The sequence below is a fragment of the Mycobacterium stomatepiae genome (assembly GCF_010731715.1).
Taxonomy (GTDB): Bacteria; Actinomycetota; Actinomycetes; order Mycobacteriales; family Mycobacteriaceae; genus Mycobacterium; species Mycobacterium stomatepiae.
Window position 1 is genome coordinate 6058359 of record NZ_AP022587.1, and the last position, 19951, is coordinate 6078309.

Sequence of the window (19951 nt, forward strand, 5' to 3'; positions counted from 1 at the left end):
CAATCACGCTCAATCGGCCCGAGCAGATGAACGCGCTTACGGTCGCGCTGGGCGGCGAACTGGAACGGGCGATCCTCGAGCTGGGCGACGATCCCGGGGTGAACGTGGTCGTCATCCGGGGGCCGGGGGAAACTTCTGCGCGGGCGGCGATTTCAACGAAGTCGAGTCGCTGCGCGCGAGTGGCCCCCGGGCACTGCGCCCGCTGTTCGAGGCCTTCCGCCGCGCCTGCGAGGCCATCGCACGGGTGCAGGCCCCGGTGATCGCCGCGGTGGAGGGTGTCGCCATGGCCGGCGGGTTCGAGCTGATGCAGGCCAGTGACATCGTGCTGGTCAGCGACGACGCCAAGATCGCCGACAACCACGTCAAGTTCGGGATGATCCCGGGCGGCGGCAGCACCCAGCGGTTGAGCCGCTTGGTGGGGCGGCAGGAGGCGCTGGGCCTGCTGTTATCCGGCGACCGCATGTCCGGGGTGGACGCGGTACGTCGTGGGTTGGCGTATCGGAGCTTTCCGCAGGCCGAGTTCGCGCGCGGGGTGCACGGGTTCGCAGCGGACCTGGCCGGTCGGCGCCGTGAGGCCGTAGTCTCCATTAAGCGGCTCGTTTATACCGGCCTCGGGGCCCCGCTACCCAGCGGATTGGAGCACGAAATCGATTGCGTGGTCGACCACATCTGCGGTGGCGTCGGACAGAATGGCGCGACCGCCTTCCGGCAGCGAGGAACTAGCTAATGACTGTTGCAGAAACCAGCTTGCCCGTCGCGCTCGACGTGGCCGACGGTGTCGCGCGGCTGCGGTTGAACCGGCCCGAGGCATCCAACGGGATGAACGTCGAATTCCTCAAGGCGTTGCACGACGCGGCTTTGACATGGCACGCCGATCCCGCCGTACGCGTCGTTCTGCTGACCGGTGAAGGCCGAAACTTCTGCGCGGGCGGCGATATTCACACCTTCGAGTCGAAGGGGGCGGACCTTCCGGACTACCTGCGGGAGGCGACCGCATGGCTGCAGTTGGCCACCGCCGCGTTGATCCAGCTTCGCGCGCCGGTGGTTGCCGCGGTACAGGGCTTCGCCGCCGGCGGCGGCGGATTGGGATTGGTCTGTGCGTCCGACATTGTCATCGCCGCGCAGTCGGCGAAGTTCTTTTCGGGGGCGGTCCGCGTCGGCATGGCGCCCGACGGTGGCTCCTCGGTCACGCTGACCCAGCTGGTCGGTCTGCGTCAGGCGTTGCGAATTCTGCTGACCAATCCGACGCTGAGCGCCGCCGAAGCGTTGCAGATCGGACTGGTCACCGAGGTCGTCGACGATGCCGAACTCTTCAGCCGCGCAGAGCAAGTCGCGGCCGACTTGGCCGCGATGCCGGGTCGGGCGTTGTCGGCCACCAAACGGCTGGTCTGGAGCGGGGTCGGCGCGTCGGTCGAACAGCGACTGGCCGAGGAAGCGCGTACCGTCTGCGAGTTGTCCGGCACGGCGGATGCGCTCGAGGGCCTGCGTGCCGTCATCGAACGGCGTAAACCGAACTTCACGGGACAATGAGTAGCGATTCTGTCATCGTCGAGAATCGCGGCCCGGTACGGATCGTCACGCTGAACCGTCCCGAGAAGCGCAACGCGGTCGATATTGCGGTCCGGCTCGAGCTCGGCGGCGCGATCGAGGATGCCGGACAGGACGATTCGGTCCGGGCGATAGTGCTGACCGGCGCCGGCAGTGCGTTCTGCTCGGGCGGGGACATCACGTCGATGGAACGGATGCCGCCGGGGCGCGCAATGGAGCGGACACAATTGGCTCAGCGGGTGATTCGGGCCATTTGGAACGCGGGCAAACCCGTCGTCGCCGCTGTGGAGGGCAGCGCTTTCGGTGCGGGAGTTGCCCTGGCCGCCGCCTGCGATCGCGTCGTCGCGGCACGCGGCGCGCGCTTCGCCACCACGTTCACCAATGTCGGATTAGCCGGCGACATGGGCACATTCGCATCGCTGCCGTCGAGGGTCGGAGTCGCTCGCGCACGCCAGATGCTGATGATGCCGACGCCCATCGACGCGCCCACGGCGCTGGACTTGGGACTCGTCGATGCCCTCGTCGACCCCGGTACGGCACTGGCGGCGGCACTCGCCGATGCGGAACGGTTAGCTGCCGGGCCGACGCGCGCGTACGGGGTGATCAAGACGATGTTGGCCGCCGGATCCGCGCTCAGCCCCTTCGAACTCCTCGACCTCGAGGCCGAACACCAATCTCAGCTCTTCGACTCCGACGACTTCGCCGAGGGGATCGCGGCTTTCCGTGAAAAGCGACGTCCGCAGTTTGGATCGGCACCGCCGTGACCGCGAAGTTGTCTGCACGCCTTGAGTGGTCGTATCTGGAAGCCGATGCCAGCATCGCGCTCGAGGACTACACCGTGGGTGCCCTGCTGGCGGCGCGCGCCCGCACCCACGGTGCGGTCACTGCTCTGGTGGGCCGCGCGCATGGCGACGGCGCGGAGGTCCGATTAACCTACCGGGAGCTGTTCGACGAAGCCTGCCGCGTCGCTACCGCGCTGGCCCGCCTCACCACACCCGGCGACTACGTCGCACTGTGGGCGCCGAATATGGTCGAGTGGCCGATCATCCAGTACGGCGCGGCACTCGCCGGTGTCGTTCTGGTTGCGCTGAATCCCGCGTTGCGTGGCCCCGAGTTGGCCTACGCGCTGGGGCATTCCCGCGCCAAGGTTCTGATCCACGCCGACCGCAGTCGCAATTACGACACCGCCGCCGTGGTCAACGAGATCGACACGCGCTTCCTCGGCGCCCGCACCATCAGTCTGTCGGCACGCGGTGAATGGCGAAGCGACGAAATCGATGCCGCCGCGATAGACCGCGCGCCGGCCGACCCCGAGCTGCCGGTGATGTTGCAGTACACCTCGGGGACGACCGGCAGGCCCAAAGGGGTGCTGTTGCGCCATCGTTCGCTGGTCAATGTCGCCAAGCTGACCCTGGAGACCGCGAGCATTCCCGCGGGTGCGGTGACCGTGAATCCCCTGCCGATGTTCCACACGGCGGCTTGTGTGGTCGGCACATTGGGCCCGCTCTGGATCGGCGGTACCGAGGTGCTGGTTGACCGTTTTGGGCCGACCGTCCTGCTCGATACCATGCTCCGCGAACACGCGACGGTCCTATTCTTCGTGCCCACGATGTTGGCGGCTCTCGTTGCCGCGCAGCGCGACTCCGCGCAGCGGGCGCCACACCTTTCAACCTGTCTCGGCGGTGCCTCTACCGTTTCGGCCGGCCTCATCCAGGCCGCCGAACAGACCTTCGGGGCGACAGTGGTCAATGTGTTTGGGCAGACCGAGCTTTCGCCGGTGCTCACCGCGACCCGGCCCGACGACACTCGGGTCGACCAACTCCGGACCGTGGGCCGCCCGCTTCCTCAGGTCGATTGCAAAGTCGTCGACCCGGCCACCGGGGCGGTGGTGGCGGTGGGGCAACCGGGGGAGATCTGCGCGCGCGGATATCAGCAGATGATTGGTTACCTTCGCGACCCCGAGGCCACGGCGGCGGCAGTGGATGCCGACGGGTTCCTACATACCGGAGATCTCGGGGTGATGGACGAACGCGGGTACTTGACGCACACCGGCCGACTGAAGGACCTCATCATTCGCGGTGGGGAGAACATCGCGCCCGCCGAAATCGAGGCGTGTCTGGCCGATCATCACATGGTCGCCGAGGTCTGCGCGTTCGGTCTTCCCGACGACCGGCTTGGCGAGATCGTTGCCGTCATCGTCATCGCCCGCGGTTCGTTACCGGCGGATGCGGCCGACCAGTTCTGTACGCACGCAAGCCAACAACTGACACCGCACAAAATTCCGCAGCGTTGGTTCGTTACCGAAGAACTACCGAAAACACCGACCGGCAAGGTGCGCAAGTTCGCCCTGCCCGACCTCATCGCGCAAGGCGCGGTGCGCGAACTGTTCCGAAAGGAGCCCGAACAATGACCTCACTCATCGATTCGGCGGCCGGCACCGGCAGCCGCTACGACCAGTTGATCAAACGAGACAAGGTGCACGGGTCGCTCTACACCGATCCCGGCATCTTCGCCGAAGAGCTGCGCAGGATCTGGTACCGCACTTGGGTTTTCGTCGGGCACGAGAGCGAAGTGTCGCAACCCAACGACTACGTGCGCAAGCGGCTCGGCCTGCAGGACGTGATCATGACCCGCGACCGCGACGGTGAGCTGCATCTGCTCCTCAATCGGTGTGCGCATCGCGGCAACCAAGTCTGCGATGACGTCGGAGGCAATTCGTCGACGTTCCGCTGCTCGTATCACGGTTGGACCTTCCGCAACAACGGTGATCTCGTCGGATTCCCGTTCTTCAAGGGGTACGGCGAGCGCAAACTCGACCTGAATCTGGGTCGCGTTCCCCGGATGGAGACCTACCAGGGGTTTGTGTTCGGTAGCTTCGCGGCCGATGGCCCAGGGCTCGTCGAACACCTCGGCGCGGCCGCCGGCGAGATCGACCGGCTGGTGCGACTGTCGCCGGAAGGAGCGGTCGAGCTCACCGCGGGATGGCTTCAGCATCGGACGCGGGCGAACTGGAAGCTGCTGGCGGAGAACGAAACCGATGGATACCACCCCCAGTTCGTGCACGGCTCGATTTTCGGTGTCACCGGCAGCCCCATCGGTGCCCTGTACAGCGATGCGTCCACGGCGGTGACGCGCGACCTGGGACAGGGCCACAGCGAGAACGACCTGCGTCCAGAATTCCGGAAGTTCGCCGAGCCGATGCGCTGGTTCGGGACCACCGAGGCGCGGGTGCCGAACTATGTTGCGGCCATGCGTTCGCGGTACGGCGACGAAGCCGACAAGATCATGATCGAGGGCGGCCCGCACGTGATGGTCTTCCCGAATTTGTTCATCGCCGAGATCCAGGTCTTCAACATCCAGCCGGTCGCCGTCGGTGAGTGCACGCAGTACTCCACGGCCGTCCAGATGGTCGGCGCACCGGAGCTGAACCAGCGCATGGTCTCCCAGTGCATGGGCTCGGTCGGGCCCGCCGGCATGCTGCTGGCCGACGACACCGAAATGTATGAACGCAACCAGGCCGGGCTCGAGTGCCTGACACCGGAATGGCTCGACGTTCGCCGCGGGCTGAACCGGGAACAGGTCGACGAGAACGGTTTCACCATCGGCGGAGCTACCGACGAGACCGGTATGAGGGGCTTCTGGTCGCAGTACAAGACGCTGATGGAGACGGAATTGTGACCAGCACGTTGGATGACCGCGCAACTTTGGGCCCCGTGCCTGACGGTTTCGACCGTTGGGAAGTGGAGCAGTTCCTCTACCGCGAAGCGCGCTATGCCGACGAGTCCGACTATGACTCGTGGGAAGCGTTATGGACCGACGACGCGCTGTACTGGGTTCCGGTCGCCGCGACCAGCGACCCGACCCGCACGATGTCGGTGATCTACGACAACCGCAGCCGTATTGCCACCCGCCTCAAGCAGGTTCGCACCGGGAAGCGCTACGCTCAGGCGCCGCCGTCGAATCTGCGCCGGCTGATATCCAACATCGAATTCCTCGGCGGCCGAGCCAATTCCAACGGCGGCAAGGACTTAGAGCTGGCAGCGAATTTCATCGTGCTGGAGTCTCGGGCGCGGGGTAGCCATCTGTGGGGCGGACGGACCACCTACCGGCTGCGCCGCCAAGACGGTGAATTGCGGCTGGTGTACAAGAAGGTCGTCCTGGTGGACAACGGCGAGCCGATTCCGACGCTGGGCTTCCTCATCTGAGTCGTGATGATGATTGAATTCGGCGACGGCGACGCAGTGGAGGTACCGGGGGTGGGTCCGGTGATCAGCAGTGAATTCGCACAAATATCAGTGAGTTTCGATACGGCCGGCAATTCTCCGCGGCTGCGCCTGGAGGATCTTCGCACCGACCGTGTTCGTTACCTTGACGCATTGGAGTTGGAGACCATTATCTGGATGTCAGACGAGCAGCTGACCGCTTTGATCGATCCCTCCGCGGGACGCTGGCGGGGCGACACGTGAGGCGCGCCGCGATAGTACGCCCACTGCGCACTGCGGTCGGGACCTTCGGCGGGAGCCTGCGGCCGCTGCGGGCCGAAGACCTCTCCGCGCGCGCGATTGAGGCAGTCGTCCAGCGCAGCGGAGTGGATCCCGCCGTGATCGAAGACGTCGTATTCGCACAGTCTTACGCCAATTCCGAGGCACCGTGCATCGGACGTTGGGCCGCATTGCACGCCAATCTCCCGATCAGCGCACCCGGGTTGCAGATCGACCGTCGCTGCGGCGGCGGCCTGCAGGCCGTGGTGACCGCCGCGATGATGGTGCAGACCGGGGCCGCCGACGTCGTATTGGCCGGTGGCGTGGAATCGATGAGCAACATCGAGCACTACACGACGACCGCGCGGTGGGGTTCGCGTTCCGGCAACCAGGTGCTGTACGACCGACTCGACCGCGGCCGCGAATTGTCCCAGCCGATCTGGCGATTCGGCCCGATCAGCGGCATGATCGAGACCGCCGAGAATCTGGCCGCCGACTACGGCATCGACCGCGAAGCCGCCGATGGCTTCGCGGCACGCAGCCATCAGCGGGCCGCCGCGGCCCAGCAGGCCGGCCACTTCGACGACGAGATCGTCACCGTGCAGGTGCCCCAGCGCAAAGGCGAACCAATGGAATTCGCCGACGACGAGGGCATCCGTCCCGACACCACCGTCGAAACGCTGAGCCGACTGCGTCCGATGATGAAAGACGGCACCGTGACGGCCGGCAACTCCAGTCAGCAGAACGACGCCGCGGCGGCGTGCCTGGTGGTCGCGGAGGACCGGCTCGATGACCTCGGTCTGGAGCCGCTGGGTTTCCTCGAGGGCTGGGCGGCGGTCGGTTGCGAGCCGTCGCGGATGGGCATCGGACCCGTCGGGGCGGTTGAAAAGCTATTCCGCCGAACGGGGTTAGGATTCGACGACCTGGACCTGATCGAGGTCAACGAGGCGTTCGCGGTGCAGGTGCTCGCCGTGCTGGCCGGTTGGGGTGTCAAGCTCAACGACGTCGACGACCGGCTCAATGTCAACGGTTCGGGCATCTCGCTGGGGCATCCTATCGCGGCGACCGGCGTGCGGATCCTGACCACGATGCTGCATGAGTTGCGCCGGCGGGGTGGAGGACTGGCACTCGAGACCATGTGCATCGGCGGGGGACAGGGTTTGGCCGCGATCTTCCGCGGGGCCAATTGATGAAGGCTCTGGTCGGCTACGCCAGTTACCTGCCCGGCTATCGGCTGGCCGGCGCCGACATCGGTGTCCGCCGGAGTGATCGCGTCGTCGCGGCGTTTGATGAGGACAGCACCACCATGGCGGTGGCGGCCGCAGCCGCCATACCCCCGTCGGACTCGGCCAACGCGCTGTATTTCGCCACGAGCACACCGGCTTACGCGGACAAGACCAACGCCACGGCGATCCATGCCGCGCTGGGCCTGCCTTTCGACGCGTTGGCCGTCGACTTCTGTGGATCTGGCCGCAGCGGTTTCGCCGCCATCCTCGCCGCGGCGAACTCCGGCGGGATCGCGGCCAGCGCCGACGTGCGGGTAGGCCGGCCGGGATCGGCCGACGAGAAACTCGGTGGCGACGGCGCGGCCGCGCTGCTCTTCGGCGATGACCAGCCCGCGATCGCCGAGGTGCTCGCGGTTACGTCGCTGACGGCGGAGTTCCTCGACCGCTGGCGCGCAACGACTTCGGTGACCGGCGAGCAATGGGAGGAGCGGTTCGGCGCCGAACGCTATGCCGAGCTGATCCGCACCGCGGCCGAGCGGGTGCTGGACGCCGCGGGGTTGACCGGGGTCGACCATGTCGTGCTCACCTGTCCCAACAGCGGGATCGTCAAACGCGCGGCGACGCTGGTGAAGGGGGATAAGTCGGTCGTCACGTCGCCGATCGGCTTCTCGGGTGCCTGCGACGCCGCCCTGGCGCTGTGCGGTGTCCTCGACACCGCGGAAGCCGGGGAGACCGTGCTGATGCTGTCGGCGGTCGACGGGTGCGATGCACTGTTGCTGCGGACCACCAGCGCGCTGCCCCAAGCGCGGCAACCGCGTCCGGTCGCCGCGCAGCGCGAGGGTGGTGTGACGGTCAGGTATCTGACCTACCTGTCGTGGCGCGGACTGGTCGAATTGGAGCCACCGCGCCGTCCTGAGCCCGACCGGCCGTCCGGGCCTGCTTCCGGGCGTTCGGCGCCGTGGAAGTTCGGTCTTCGCGGTTCGCATTGTGCGGAATGCGGTTTCATCCATCTGCCGCCGGCGCGGGTCTGCAAGCGCTGCGGTGCGCCCGATCGGATGACCGCCGTGCCGGTGGCCGGCCTGCGCGGCTCCGTCGCCACCTACACCGTTGACCACTTGGCGCACTCCCCGTCGCCGCCCGTCGTTTCGGCCGTCGTCGATGTGGCCGGCGGTGGGCGATTCACCTGCGAGGTCGCCGACGCCGAACCCGAACTCTTGGAGGTGGGTGCCCCCGTCGAGTTCACCTTCCGGCGGTTGTTCACCGCGGGTGACGTCCACAACTATTTCTGGAAGGCCCGAGTGGACGGGAGAAGCCATGGCTAGCAAGGGAATAGCCGGCAAGGTCGCGGTGGTGGCAATGGGTTGCTCGCGGTTCGGTGAGCGCTGGGATAGCTCCGCCGATGACTTGCTGGTCGAGGCGATCGCCGACTGCATGGCGACGGCGCCCAATCTGGGCAGGGAAGACATCGACGCCTACTGGCTCGGCACCCTGAGCTCGGGCATGTCGGGTCTGACGTTGAGCCGACCATTGGGCGTCGGGGACAAGCCCGTGACCCGGGTCGAAAACATGTGTGCCAGTGGATCGGAAGCATTCCGCAACGCGTGCTATGCGGTCGCCGCCGGTGCCTACGACGTGGCGATGGCGGTCGGGGTGGAGAAGCTGAAGGACTCCGGCTTCTCGGGGCTGCTGCGCCAGGATCCACCCGGCGACGGCACGGCACCCGAACTCTCGATGACCGCGCCCGCGGCATTCTCCTTGCTCGACCCCGCCTACTGCGCGAAATACGGTGTACCCGCCGACGAGATGCGCGACGCGATGACGCACGTCGCGTGGAAAAACCACGTCAACGGAGCTCGTAATCCCAAGGCGCAGTTCCGGTCTCCGGTGGCCAAGAACAAGATCGACAGCGCGCCGAAGGTGGCCGGGCGCCTCGGTGTGTTCGACTGCTCCGGGGTCTCCGATGGCGCCGCGTGCGCCGTCGTTGTCCCCGCCGAGCACGCGTTGCGTTACACCGATACGCCGATGTACGTGCAGGCGCTCTCGCTGGTTGCCGGCTCGGGATTGGGTGCCGCGGACCCGGATTACGACTACACCAGCTTCCCCGAAGTCGTGCGCTCGGCCCGCGATGCCTATCAACAGGCGGGTATCGACGATCCGCGCACCGCGTTCTCGCTGGCCGAGGTGCACGATTGTTTTACACCGACGGAGATCGTGCTGATGGAGGACCTCGGCTTCGCCGATCCCGGCCAGGCTTGGAAAGACGTCCTGGCAGGCGATTTCGATGCCGACGGGCGACTGCCGATCAACCCCGACGGCGGGCTGAAGTCGTTCGGGCACCCGGTGGGTGCCAGCGGACTGCGGATGCTGTACGAAGCCTGGCTGCAGTTTCGCGGCGAGGCCGGCCAGCGACAACTGTCCGATCCGCACACCGCGCTGACGCACAATCTGGGCGGGCGCCCGGGCACCTGTGTGTCCTTTGTGTCGGTGGTAAGCCGAGCACCTGGTCGCTAAATCTGGTTATTGCCCGGCGCACGGCACGAGGTGACTTCCCATCGGGTCTTGCGACACGTTTGTTCGTCGTGACGACGGCCCGTCGTGGTGGGCCATGATCTTCGTCCCACCGTGCGGGCAATGTTCGCGATGGTGCTCTCAGCCGCTCTGCACGGCGACTGGATGGGACTCGGCAAGAAGGTCTCCTACAAACGCATGATCGACGCGATGACCCAGCTCACCGTCCGCGGCTTGCAGGTGCCGGAAGGCCAAGTCCGGAAACGCAATTCTTGAGCATAAAGGAGCCTCGAGCTCACCCGGGGGGAACGGAGCCGAATCGGCCGCGGTCGAGCGCCTCGAGGAGCTGACCGACAATCCACTCCAGCGCCGCCTTGTCCGGGGGCAAGGTTGCCTGCTCGTAGCCGACGAGCAGGTAGACAGCCCAGTCGGCAAACAGTTGGGCCTGGCGTTCGTCGCGCAGAATCTGCACCGCGCATTCCACCAGGATCTGGTGGCGCTCGCGGTCGACATCCACCTGTACTGCGTGCACGTCGGCGTCCGCGCCGCTCCACGCGCGGATCGCGGCCTCGGCGCGGTGTGGCAGATTCAGGCCGATATCGATGATGCTGTCTATCCGTCGACGCGGATCGGGCTCGGTGCGGATCCACTCCACCAGCCGCACGGTGTTGGCCTGCCGCCAGTGCTCGACGAGCTGCCGCGTGTACGTCGGCCAATTATCGAAGAAGTGGTAAAAAGAGCCGGTACTGACGCCCAGCCGATTGCACACCTCGGCCAGCTTCAGCCCGCCATACCCGAGGTCGGACAGCACATCCAGGCCTGTCTCGAAGTAGGCCACCCGGGAGACACCGCTCACCATCTCTGGGACTTTAGTTCGTGCCGTGCGACGTGCGCTTTCAGGATGGCCGAACCACCTCCCGATCGATCCGGCGGTCCAGATTTCGGGGGGCCCGTCGGCGTCGCTGGTGCTGGTGGCCGGACGGTCGTCATCTTGACGGTCACAAAAATTCTAAACTAGATTAAACTCTGAGCGCAGTAACGCGATACCAGGTGGAGGAACAGAGTGCCCGGAGTGCAGGACAAAGTCGTGATCGTGACTGGAGCCGGTGGGGGATTGGGGCGGGCTTACGCGCGATTCCTCGCCGACAATGGCGCCCTCGTCGTCGTCAACGATCTAGGTGGGGCTCGAGACGGCTCCGGATCGGGCACCAACATGGCCGACACGGTGGTCGAAGAGATCCGCGGTAATGGCGGCCGGGCGGTCGCTGACTACTCCAGCGTGGCCACTCGGGAAGGGGCCGACGCGATCGTCGCGACCGCCCTGGAACACTTCGGTGCCGTCCACGGCGTGGTCAGCAACGCGGGAATCCTGCGCGACGGCGCATTCCACAAGATGAGCGATGAAAACTGGGATGCCGTGATCAAAGTCCATCTGTACGGCGGTTACCACGTGACTCGCGCGGCGTGGCCGCACCTGCGTGAGCAAAAGTTCGGCCGCGTCGTGATGGCGGCCTCGACCAGCGGGATCTACGGCAATTTCGGCCAGGCCAACTACGGCGCCGCAAAGCTCGGACTGGTTGGACTGATCAACACCCTGGCCATCGAGGGCGCGAAGTACGGGATCACGGCGAACGCGATCGCGCCGATGGCGGCCACTCGGATGACCGCCGACATCGCGCCCCAGGAGGTCCTGGACAAGCTGGACCCGGACCATGTCGCGCCAACCGTCGGCTACCTCGTTTCCGAAGAGAACCACGAGTCCGGCTCGGTGTTCGTCGTCGGCGGTGGACTAGTGCAGCGGGTTGCACAGTTCCAGAATGACGGTGTCACGTTCGCCGCGCCCCCGAGTCTCGAGGAGATCACCAAGCGCTGGTCGGAGATCAGCGACATGTCGAACGCGAAGCTCGGCACCAATCCCGTGGGATAGCCACGGGGCTGGCGTGATTCGAGCGGTCAATTGACCACGAGTATCGAGGCGCGACGGGAATCGCTTCGCCGGAGTTTCCCGGTGTGGAGACCGTGTGCCCTGGCGCGGTGGCTGGACGGTTGCGCCGACCGATACGGCGATCGTCCCCTGGTATTGGCCGACGACCATCGGCTCAGTTACGCAGATGTGGCGGCTGAGTCTCGACGCCTGGCCGACGGTCTGGCGGCGCTGGGTGTTCGTCCGGGTGATCGGGTCGCGATGATCATGGCGAATTACCCGCAGTTCGTCACGATCAAGTTCGCCATTGCACGAGTCGGGGCGATCGCGGTCCCCGTCAACTTCCTTTACCGAGACGACGAATTACGCTACGTCCTCGACGATTCCGGATGCCGGATCGTGGTCACGATGACGGGTTTCCGCGGCCTCGACTATCAATCGATGCTTGATGGGATCATGCCCGGTTGGGAGTCTCCCGGGCCGGCGGCACCTTGGAAAGTGGTGTTGCTCGACACCGACGGGCGGGCCCGCCCGGGCAGTCTGACGGTGGACGGCCTCGCCGTTCTTGGAGACGAAAACCACGGCGCCAGCGAGGGATTGGCCGTAGAACCGGACAGCGCCGCCGACATGCTCTACACCTCCGGCACTACTGGTTCGCCCAAGGGTGTGCTGGTTACGCACGATGCGGTGCTGCGGACGGCGTATGCCTCGGCGCTGACGCGAGCCTACGAGGACGGCCGACGCATACTGTTTTCGTTGCCGTGCTACCACATGTTCGGCTATATCGAAGGCTTGTTGTCGGTCACGTTCGTGGGCGGCGCGATCATCCCGCAGACGGCATTCAGCGCCGAGCGTTATTTCGCCGGAATCGAGCGCCATCGAGCCACCGACGTGCTGTGTGTTCCCACCATGGCCGTTGCGATGGTGGAGAACCCGGCCCGCCGCCAGTACGACCTCAGCTCGCTCAATGCCATGCTGTGCGGATCGGCTCCGGCGCCGGTATGGCTGTGGCGACAGATCGAGAAGGACTTCGGCGTCAGTGAGATTGTGACCGGATATGGGATGACCGAATGCGGTGGCGCGATGACACTGACGCGACCCGAGGACCCGTTGCACCTGACTTCCGAGACCGTTGGAAAGCCGAAAATAGCTGGTGCAGCGTCGATCCCGGGAACCGATGCACTCGCCGTCTACAAGGCAGTGCATCCGGAAACGGCGCGGGATCTGCCGGTCGGCAGCGAGGGCGAATTGGTCTCGTCCGGGCCGACTGTGATGCTGGGGTACTGGAATCGTGCCGCGGATACCGAAGCGGCGCTGCGGGACGGCTGGCTGCACTCCGGCGACCTCGGTCGTGTCCGCGCCGATGGCTACCTCGAGGTGACCGGGCGCGGCAAGGATCTGTACAAAAGCGGTGGCGAACTGGTGATGCCCAAGGAGATTGAGGATCTCCTGGCGGCGCAGGACGAGATCAGCCAGGTCTTTGCCGTCGGGCTGGTCGACGACTGCTGGGGCGAAATCGGTTGTGTCGTCGTGGTTCCGGCACCAGGATCGGCATTGACCGAAGACGATGTGCTCGATATCTGCCGCGCCAAGCTGGCGCGCTTCAAGGTACCCAAGCGAGTGGTCTTTTACCGCGCGGAGGATCTGCCGACCACGTCGACCGGCAAGGTTCAAAAGTTCCGGCTCATCGAACAGCTCACGGCGACCCGTCACTGACGCACGATTTGGCGATGCGGCAAAGGGTTTGGATGCGCTCAGACTGCGGCAGCAACGCGTGTCTGGGCGTCCGCCCGCATCCGCGCGACGGCGACGGTGACACCAACCAGCATCACGAACGCGACGACGCCGGTGAGGAGGTACTGCCAACTCGCAAAACCACCGCCGTAATAACCGGCCGTGACACCCCACCAGAGCACGGCCATGGCCGCGAAACAGCCGTAGATGAGTGGAGACTGGGCAATGGCGGATCGGCGACGCAAGAGCAGGGCGGTGGTCGACAATGGAAGCAGGAACAGCGTGATTGCCGGTGCCGCTTGGTAGAGCGGATCGTCCCAGACGACCTTCATGTACTCCCAGACGACCACGAATGCCGGCGCGCCGCCGACGACCAATGCGCTCCATTGGGCCTGGGTGCCGTTCGGTAGGTATTCGGTCCGTCCGACCTTGAGGGCCTGAGCAAAAAAGACGAGTTCGAGGATGAGCGCGGTGAGCAAGCCGAGCCAGAACAGCTTGAGGAACCAATGGTCGTACACGTTGAACCAGGTGTTGAAGCGCACCACGACGCCGAAATCGTGCGCAAACCACAGGAACGTGCACGGCAGCGGAATCGAAATCCATCCTTCGCGCCGGGTCATGACCACCGCGGTGATCATCCCGATGTTTTGCAGGACCATCGCCAGGCCGAATCCGACCAAGATCGGGATGGTGTGGTTGTCGATGGCGGCGAGGATCGCACCCGTGTCGTACATGGTGAGGCATGGTAGTCAGCACTGCCGGGCGCCGTGAAGCCTTTACCATAAGTCAACTTATGGTAGCGTTCCTGTGACAGAGGTCATAGCCTGTGGTCATGGGGCCAATTTCAAGCAGGGGGCACCTGTCTGGGGCGGGATTTTAATCGAAAGTAAATTTAGGGAGAACAATGGGGTTCAACGACTCGGCCGAGGTCCGCAAGTACATCGGTGGCATCTTCGAGACGGCCTTCGATGACGAGGAGATCGGTCCCAAGCTGGTCGCAACCGGGATTGTCGTGGCGTTCGACTTCACCGATCCTGAGGCCGTCGTGGTGATCGATATGGGAAACAAGTCGGTCCGCGAGGGTCTGGAAGGCGCTCCCGCGCCGACAGCGACGATGTCCATGACCGCCGACACCGGCAACGGGTATTGGCAGGGAAAGGTCAACCTGCCACTGGCCATGGCCAAGAAGAAGATCAAGGTCGATGGCAATGTGGCGAGCCTGCTCAAGCTGGCGCCGCTCGGCAAGAAGTTGTATCCGGGCTATATCGACCGACTCAAGAACGACGGTCGCGACGACCTGCTCGTCTGAACGCATGTTTCCAGGCACACATGCAGCGTCCGCGCCCGATCGGCCGGCCGTAATCCTGGCCGACTCGGGCCGGACGCTCACCTATGGACAGCTTGACGACAACTCGGCTCGGCTGGCGTCGGCGCTGCACGCCATGGGTTTGCGTAAGGGTGACGTCATCGCCATGCTCTCGGATAATGCAGCCGAGGCGTTCGAGATCTATTGGGCGGCATTGCGTTCCGGTCTGTACATCACCGCAGTCAACTGGCATCTGGCGCCAGACGAAGCGGCCTACATCGTGCGCGATAGCGGGGCCCGGGTGGTCTTCGCCTCCCGCGGCGTGCGGGAGCTGGCCGAGCAACTGCTCGACCTGGCCCCCGATGTGCGGCACTGGTACGCGTTCGGCGGGGAGGTCTCGGGATATCGGCCGTACGGCGAGCTATTGGCCACGGCCGGAACACGATTGGCCGACCAGCCGCGTGGCGCGGAGATGCTGTACTCGTCGGGCACCACGGGACGGCCCAAGGGCATCAAGCCGCATCTGCTGCCGATCCAGGTAGACGAACCCGGGGACCCGCTGGTCGGATTGTTGGCGCATGTCTTCAAGATCTCCAGCGACGACGTATACCTTTCGCCGGCGCCGATTTACCATACCGCCCCGCTGAAGTGGTGTGCCGGTGTCCAGGCATTGGGCGGCACCGTCGTCGTGATGGAGCGTTTCGACGCCGAGAAGGCCCTGGCCGCCATTCAGCAGTATCGGGTGACCGTCACCCAGATGGTCCCGACGATGTTCGTTCGGATGCTCCAATTGCCCGATGCGGTCCGTAACGGCTATGACGTCTCCTCGCTGCGTATCGCGGTGCACGCCGCGGCGCCGTGCCCACCTGAGGTGAAAGACGCCATGATCGGCTGGTGGGGCCCGATACTCGTGGAATACTATGGCGCGACAGAGCAACACGGCACCACGGTGATCACCACCGCCGAGTGGACGGACAAGCGCGGATCCGTCGGCAAAGCCGCGCTCGGTGTCCTGCGGATCTGCGACGACGACGGCAATGAGCAGCCACCCGGCACGGTGGGCACCGTCTACTTCGAACGCGACGTGGTGCCCTACGAGTATCACAACGATCCCGAAAAGACAGCTTCCTCAAGACATCCCGCGCACCAGAACTGGTCCACGGTGGGTGACATCGGATACGTCGACGAGGACGGTTACCTGTTTCTGACCGATCGCAAGGCGTTCGTGATCATCTCCGGCGGGGTCAACATCTATCCGCAGGAAATCGAAAACGTCCTCGCGCTGCACCCGAATGTCTTCGACGTCGCGGTGATCGGCGTGCCTGACCCGGAAATGGGCGAACAGGTCAAGGCAGTTGTTCAATTAAAGCCCGGGACAGCGCAATCCGCCGAACTGGCCGACGAGATCATCGCCTATGTCCGAGAACGTATCGCCCACTACAAAGCTCCACGCACCGTCGACTTCATCGACGCGCTTCCCCGGACAGCCACCGGAAAGCTGGTGAAGAGGAGCCTGAAGGCCCGCTATCTGGAGGCAAACGCATGAGTACCGAGACAACCCTGAAGACCGACCGCCCGCCCTTCGACCCGGTAGACATTTCCAAGCAGGCTTTCTGGGCGCAAACCTTCGACGAGCGAGAGAAGTCCTTCAAGATCTTGCGCGACGAACGGCCGGTCAGCTGGCACCGCCCGATTGAGGGCTCGATGATGGAACCCGAGATCGACGGCGTCTGGGTGGTCACCCGCCACGAGGACGTCTCCTATGTCAGCAAGACCCCGGAGATCTTCTGTTCCGGGCAAGGCATCACCTTCGAGGCGGTGCCCGAAGAGATGCTCGACGCCACCCAGTCCTTCCTGGGCATGGACGGAGCGAAACACTCCAGCCTGCGACGGCTGGTCAGCTCGGTCTTCACGCCGCGACAGGTCGCCAAGATCAAGGACCAGATCGAGCATCAGGCGAAATCCATTGTCGACGACCTGATCAAGACGAAGGACGGCGACTTCGTCCAGCAGGTGTCCAAGCGCCTGCCGATGTGGACGATCTACGAGATGCTCGGCCTGCCCGAGGACCAGCGCGATGAGGCGGCACACCTGGCCGAGGGCATGGTGGCGTGGGCCGATCCCGATGTCGCGGCCGGCCGTGAGCCCGGGGAGGTACTGACCGATTCCCTTGTGGGACTGCTTAATATCGGTATCGGTCTGGCCGAGGCGCGGCGCGAGCATCCGCAGAACGACGTGATGACCTCGCTGGTGCAAGCCGAGATCGACGGGCGGCAACTCACCGACGACGAGCTGGGCCCCTACTTCGTCCTGCTATCGGTGGCGGGCAACGACACCACCCGCACCACCACCACGTTCACGACGCTTGCTCTGCAGCAGTTCCCCGAGCAGAAAGCTTTGCTGGAGCGGGATTTCGACGCGCACATCAAGACCGCGATCGAGGAGTTCGTCCGCTGGACGACCCCGGTGATGACATTCCGGCGTACCGCGACCCAGGACACCGAGCTGCACGGCCAGCACATCCGCGAAGGCGACTGGGTGACAATGGTTTACTCGCCGGCCAACCGTGACGAGCGAGTCTTCAGTAACCCCTACGAGTTCGACATCACCCGATCGCCGAACCCCCATGTCGCATTCGGCGGCGGCGGGCCGCACTTCTGCATGGGTGCCTTCATGGGCAAGATGCAGCTGGAGTCGATCTTCCGGGCACCGAACCTGCGGGTAGGCGAACCCGAATATCTGACCGGCAACTTCATCACCGCAGTGAAATCGCTGCCCTACACCCTCGATTAGGAGAATCATGGCTGATTTCAAGGGCAAACGATACGTCGTCACCGGCGCCGCTTCGGGAATCGGACATGCGGTCGCCGAGCGATTGCTGGCCGCCGGAGCCGAGGTGCACTGCCTGGACCGCAACAAACCGACCGCCAACGTGACCCAGCACGTCGAGGTCGACCTGGCGAGCCCGAACAGCATTGACAGCGCGGTGGAGCAACTCGACGGCGAGTTCGACGGATTGATCAACGTGGCCGGCATCCCCGGTACGGCGCCCGCCGACTTGGTGATGGCAGTCAACAGCCTGGCGGTACGGCACTTGACGGAGTCGTTCTTCGACCGCCTCAAGCCAGGCGCAGCGGTCACGATCGTGTCGTCGACCGCCGGCTTCGGCTGGCCATTGCGGCTCGACGCGATACGCGATCTGCTGTGCACCGATACCTTCGAAGAGGGCGCGGCGTGGTTCAAAGCCAACCCGCAGCAGGGCAATGCGTACAACTTCTCCAAGGAAGTCAGCACGGTCTATGCCATGTCGATGGGTTTGGCATTGGGAGAGATGGGATTTCGCATCAAGGCGGTGCTTCCCGGGCCGGTGGAGACGCCGATCCTGGTCGACTTTGAGGAGTCGATGGGCAAGGACACCCTCGACGGGTTGAAGAATCTGCTGGGGCGCCATGCCGACCCCGAAGATATCGCCGACGTCGTGTTGTTTTTGGCATCCGATGATGCGCGATGGGTCAACGGACAGGCGATTGCCGTCGACGGCGGCATCAGCGGGGCGGTGGGCAGTGGCGTAGTGCCCACCCCCGAAATCTGAGGTATTTCAGGAGATTCTGTGACTATTCACGCACTGGAGACCACCACTGGCGCCAGCGTGCTTGCGGATCTGCGCCGGGTGTTCGGTACCGGCCGCACCCGCAGCGTGGAATGGCGACTGGAGCAGCTGCGTGGGATCGAGCGGTTCGTCGCCGAGCGAGAGCCGGACATCGCGGCGGCGTTGGCCGACGATCTCGGTCGCTCCCCGACAGAGGCGTGGTTGGGTGACATCGCATCGACCAAGGGCGAAGCCGTCTACGCACGCAAGCATTTGAAGCGGTGGATGCGCAAGCAGCGCGTGTCATTGCCGTTGGCGCAGTTGCCCGGTCGCGGCTGGGTCCAATACGACCCGCTGGGCGTGGTGCTGGTCATCGGGCCCTGGAATTATCCGCTGTATCTGAGCCTGGCGCCGTTGGTGGCCGCGGTAGCGGCCGGCAACTGCGCGGTGATCAAACCTTCCGAGCTCGCGCCCGCAACCTCGGCGTTACTGGCGCAGTTGCTTCCGCTGTATGTCGATCCGGAGGCCGTCCGGGTCGTCGAGGGGGATGCGGCCGTGACCCAGGAGCTGCTTGCGGCGGGATTCGACCACGCGCTGTTCACGGGCGGCACCGAGATCGGCAAGAAGATCATGGCCGCCGCCGCACCGACCCTGACGCCGGTGACACTGGAACTGGGCGGCAAGAGCCCGGTGATCGTTGCGGCCGACGCCGACATCGATGTCGCCGCCCGCCGCATCGCGTGGGTGAAGTTGATGAACTCGGGCCAGACGTGCATCGCACCGGACTATGTGCTGGCCGACCATCGCATCGTTGACGAGTTGGTCAACAAGATCGTCGCCAATGTTCGCGATTTCCGCTCGGGGGAAACAGATCCGGCGTTGCGGATCGTCAACCAACGTCAATTCGACCGCTTGGTATCTCTGATCAGCACGACCGACGGCAAGGTGGTTACCGGGGGGCGCTCGGATGGCGCCACGCTCCGGGTCGAACCGACCGTGATCGTCAACCCAGCTCCGACCGATCCGGTGATGACCGACGAGATCTTCGGCCCGATCCTGCCCGTCATAGCGGTCGAATCCCTAGATCATGCGGTCGATTTCGTCAACAGCAGACCAAAGCCACTGGCGCTCTACATCTTTGCTTCGGGCCAGACCGGCCGCGGACTGATCGACCGCATCCCATCCGGCGGCGCGGTGATCAACCATGTGGCCATGCATTGCTTGGTGCCGGCACTGCCGTTCGGTGGCGTCGGATCCAGCGGCATGGGCGCCTATCACGGCAAATGGGGCTTCGAGGCGCTGAGCCATCGCCGTGCGGTGCTGGCGAAGTCGGCCAAACCCGATCCCGGCCTGGTCTATCCGCCGTACACCCAGCGGGCCCTGAACATCATGCGAAGGATGTTCTGATGAAGGTCGCCGTCGATACCGCGAAGTGTTCGGGAATCGGATTGTGCGAGATGGCCGCGCCGGCGGTGTTCGAGGTCGGCGACGACGGCCAGGCGCAGGCAATCAATCCCCAACCGTCCGAGGACGAACGCGACGCGGTCGAGCAGGCCGTGCGTGAGTGCCCCACCGGCGCGCTATCAATCCAGGATTAGGCCCTACCCGTCCACCAGAGTTGTTGGTGGGCAGTAG

20 protein-coding genes and 1 pseudogene are annotated in these 19951 nt (G+C 64.9%); 19 read left to right on the plus strand and 2 right to left on the minus strand.

Annotated features, from left to right (window positions below; translation table 11 throughout):
- Positions 1-26: 26 nt before the first annotated feature.
- The 11 genes and pseudogenes from G6N54_RS28695 to G6N54_RS28745 all read left to right on the plus strand — a co-directional run bounded on the left by G6N54_RS28695 (position 27) and on the right by G6N54_RS28745 (position 10039).
- Positions 27-727, plus strand: a pseudogene (locus tag G6N54_RS28695) (enoyl-CoA hydratase/isomerase family protein).
- Positions 727-1530, plus strand: a complete 804-nt coding sequence (locus tag G6N54_RS28700) for an enoyl-CoA hydratase/isomerase family protein (RefSeq protein ID WP_163794121.1) — start codon at positions 727-729, stop codon at positions 1528-1530. Before G6N54_RS28695 ends, G6N54_RS28700 begins: the two are co-directional and overlap by 1 nt.
- The gene (locus tag G6N54_RS28705) at positions 1527-2312 is read left to right on the plus strand and encodes an enoyl-CoA hydratase/isomerase family protein (RefSeq protein WP_163794123.1); all 786 of its coding nucleotides are present in this window, start codon (positions 1527-1529) and stop codon (positions 2310-2312) included. The genes G6N54_RS28700 and G6N54_RS28705 overlap by 4 nt, the downstream gene beginning before the upstream one ends.
- The gene (locus tag G6N54_RS28710) at positions 2309-3958 is read left to right on the plus strand and encodes a class I adenylate-forming enzyme family protein (protein ID WP_163794124.1); all 1650 of its coding nucleotides are present in this window, start codon (positions 2309-2311) and stop codon (positions 3956-3958) included. Before G6N54_RS28705 ends, G6N54_RS28710 begins: the two co-directional genes overlap by 4 nt.
- Entirely contained in the window at positions 3955-5226 is a 1272-nt protein-coding gene (locus tag G6N54_RS28715) for an aromatic ring-hydroxylating oxygenase subunit alpha (RefSeq protein WP_163794126.1), read from the plus strand. Before G6N54_RS28710 ends, G6N54_RS28715 begins: the two co-directional genes overlap by 4 nt.
- Positions 5223-5753: an aromatic-ring-hydroxylating dioxygenase subunit beta gene (locus tag G6N54_RS28720; RefSeq protein ID WP_163794128.1), complete on the plus strand. Its 531-nt coding sequence runs from the start codon at positions 5223-5225 to the stop codon at positions 5751-5753. Before G6N54_RS28715 ends, G6N54_RS28720 begins: the two co-directional genes overlap by 4 nt.
- Before the next feature lie 6 nt (positions 5754-5759).
- Complete coding sequence (locus G6N54_RS28725) at positions 5760-6014, plus strand: hypothetical protein (protein ID WP_163794130.1); 255 nt, start codon at positions 5760-5762, stop codon at positions 6012-6014.
- Complete coding sequence (locus G6N54_RS28730) at positions 6011-7219, plus strand: acetyl-CoA C-acetyltransferase (protein WP_163794132.1); 1209 nt, start codon at positions 6011-6013, stop codon at positions 7217-7219. The genes G6N54_RS28725 and G6N54_RS28730 overlap by 4 nt, the downstream gene beginning before the upstream one ends.
- The gene (locus tag G6N54_RS28735; RefSeq protein WP_163794134.1) at positions 7219-8577 is read left to right on the plus strand and encodes an OB-fold domain-containing protein; all 1359 of its coding nucleotides are present in this window, start codon (positions 7219-7221) and stop codon (positions 8575-8577) included. Before G6N54_RS28730 ends, G6N54_RS28735 begins: the two co-directional genes overlap by 1 nt.
- Complete coding sequence (locus G6N54_RS28740) at positions 8570-9766, plus strand: acetyl-CoA acetyltransferase (protein WP_163794136.1); 1197 nt, start codon at positions 8570-8572, stop codon at positions 9764-9766. The genes G6N54_RS28735 and G6N54_RS28740 overlap by 8 nt, the downstream gene beginning before the upstream one ends.
- A gap of 120 nt (positions 9767-9886) precedes the next feature.
- Positions 9887-10039, plus strand: coding sequence for a hypothetical protein (locus G6N54_RS28745; RefSeq protein ID WP_163794138.1), 153 nt, complete (start codon positions 9887-9889; stop codon positions 10037-10039).
- A 19-nt stretch (positions 10040-10058) separates the two neighbouring features.
- Here the strand turns inward: G6N54_RS28745 and G6N54_RS28750 are convergent, their stop codons facing one another.
- On the minus strand, positions 10059-10622 hold the full coding sequence (locus G6N54_RS28750) for a TetR/AcrR family transcriptional regulator (protein WP_163794140.1): 564 nt from the start codon (positions 10620-10622) through the stop codon (positions 10059-10061).
- Positions 10623-10826: 204 nt separating this feature from the next.
- Here G6N54_RS28750 and G6N54_RS28755 point away from each other — a divergent pair, with 204 nt between their 5' ends.
- Positions 10827-11690, plus strand: a complete 864-nt coding sequence (locus tag G6N54_RS28755) for an SDR family oxidoreductase (protein WP_163794141.1) — start codon at positions 10827-10829, stop codon at positions 11688-11690.
- A 30-nt stretch (positions 11691-11720) separates the two neighbouring features.
- The gene (locus G6N54_RS28760; protein WP_163794143.1) at positions 11721-13403 is read left to right on the plus strand and encodes a class I adenylate-forming enzyme family protein; all 1683 of its coding nucleotides are present in this window, start codon (positions 11721-11723) and stop codon (positions 13401-13403) included.
- A 38-nt stretch (positions 13404-13441) separates the two neighbouring features.
- On the opposite strand, the gene G6N54_RS28765 is transcribed toward G6N54_RS28760, so the two are convergent.
- A complete protein-coding gene (locus G6N54_RS28765; protein WP_163794146.1) occupies positions 13442-14155 on the minus strand; it encodes a hypothetical protein in 714 nt (237 codons plus the stop codon).
- A gap of 170 nt (positions 14156-14325) precedes the next feature.
- Between G6N54_RS28765 and G6N54_RS28770 the strand changes: the two genes are divergently transcribed.
- Genes G6N54_RS28770 through G6N54_RS28795 form a run of 6 tightly spaced genes read left to right on the plus strand, consistent with a single transcriptional unit; the run spans position 14326 to position 19914 of the window.
- Complete coding sequence (locus tag G6N54_RS28770; protein ID WP_163794148.1) at positions 14326-14730, plus strand: SCP2 sterol-binding domain-containing protein; 405 nt, start codon at positions 14326-14328, stop codon at positions 14728-14730.
- A 4-nt stretch (positions 14731-14734) separates the two neighbouring features.
- The gene (locus G6N54_RS28775; RefSeq protein ID WP_163794150.1) at positions 14735-16273 is read left to right on the plus strand and encodes an acyl-CoA synthetase; all 1539 of its coding nucleotides are present in this window, start codon (positions 14735-14737) and stop codon (positions 16271-16273) included.
- Positions 16270-17520 (plus strand): cytochrome P450, encoded by a 1251-nt coding sequence (locus G6N54_RS28780; RefSeq protein WP_163794152.1) that lies wholly within the window; start codon positions 16270-16272, stop codon positions 17518-17520. The genes G6N54_RS28775 and G6N54_RS28780 overlap by 4 nt, the downstream gene beginning before the upstream one ends.
- Before the next feature lie 7 nt (positions 17521-17527).
- Positions 17528-18319 (plus strand): coniferyl-alcohol dehydrogenase, encoded by a 792-nt coding sequence (locus tag G6N54_RS28785; protein ID WP_163794154.1) that lies wholly within the window; start codon positions 17528-17530, stop codon positions 18317-18319.
- A gap of 18 nt (positions 18320-18337) precedes the next feature.
- Positions 18338-19723, plus strand: coding sequence for an aldehyde dehydrogenase family protein (locus G6N54_RS28790; RefSeq protein ID WP_163794156.1), 1386 nt, complete (start codon positions 18338-18340; stop codon positions 19721-19723).
- Complete coding sequence (locus G6N54_RS28795; RefSeq protein WP_163794158.1) at positions 19723-19914, plus strand: ferredoxin; 192 nt, start codon at positions 19723-19725, stop codon at positions 19912-19914. Before G6N54_RS28790 ends, G6N54_RS28795 begins: the two co-directional genes overlap by 1 nt.
- Positions 19915-19951: the final 37 nt, after the last annotated feature.

Coding starts and splice junctions, on each gene's coding strand:
- G6N54_RS28785 (WP_163794154.1), top strand. CDS start 17,528: ATGGCTGATTTCAAGGGCAAACGATACGTCGTCACCGGCGCCGCTTCG.
- G6N54_RS28795 (WP_163794158.1), top strand. CDS start 19,723: ATGAAGGTCGCCGTCGATACCGCGAAGTGTTCGGGAATCGGATTGTGC.
- G6N54_RS28715 (WP_163794126.1), top strand. CDS start 3,955: ATGACCTCACTCATCGATTCGGCGGCCGGCACCGGCAGCCGCTACGAC.
- G6N54_RS28750 (WP_163794140.1), bottom strand. CDS start 10,622: ATGGTGAGCGGTGTCTCCCGGGTGGCCTACTTCGAGACAGGCCTGGAT.
- G6N54_RS28705 (WP_163794123.1), top strand. CDS start 1,527: ATGAGTAGCGATTCTGTCATCGTCGAGAATCGCGGCCCGGTACGGATC.
- G6N54_RS28770 (WP_163794148.1), top strand. CDS start 14,326: ATGGGGTTCAACGACTCGGCCGAGGTCCGCAAGTACATCGGTGGCATC.
- G6N54_RS28775 (WP_163794150.1), top strand. CDS start 14,735: ATGTTTCCAGGCACACATGCAGCGTCCGCGCCCGATCGGCCGGCCGTA.
- G6N54_RS28700 (WP_163794121.1), top strand. CDS start 727: ATGACTGTTGCAGAAACCAGCTTGCCCGTCGCGCTCGACGTGGCCGAC.
- G6N54_RS28765 (WP_163794146.1), bottom strand. CDS start 14,155: ATGTACGACACGGGTGCGATCCTCGCCGCCATCGACAACCACACCATC.
- G6N54_RS28745 (WP_163794138.1), top strand. CDS start 9,887: ATGTTCGCGATGGTGCTCTCAGCCGCTCTGCACGGCGACTGGATGGGA.
- G6N54_RS28735 (WP_163794134.1), top strand. CDS start 7,219: ATGAAGGCTCTGGTCGGCTACGCCAGTTACCTGCCCGGCTATCGGCTG.
- G6N54_RS28725 (WP_163794130.1), top strand. CDS start 5,760: ATGATGATTGAATTCGGCGACGGCGACGCAGTGGAGGTACCGGGGGTG.
- G6N54_RS28780 (WP_163794152.1), top strand. CDS start 16,270: ATGAGTACCGAGACAACCCTGAAGACCGACCGCCCGCCCTTCGACCCG.
- G6N54_RS28740 (WP_163794136.1), top strand. CDS start 8,570: ATGGCTAGCAAGGGAATAGCCGGCAAGGTCGCGGTGGTGGCAATGGGT.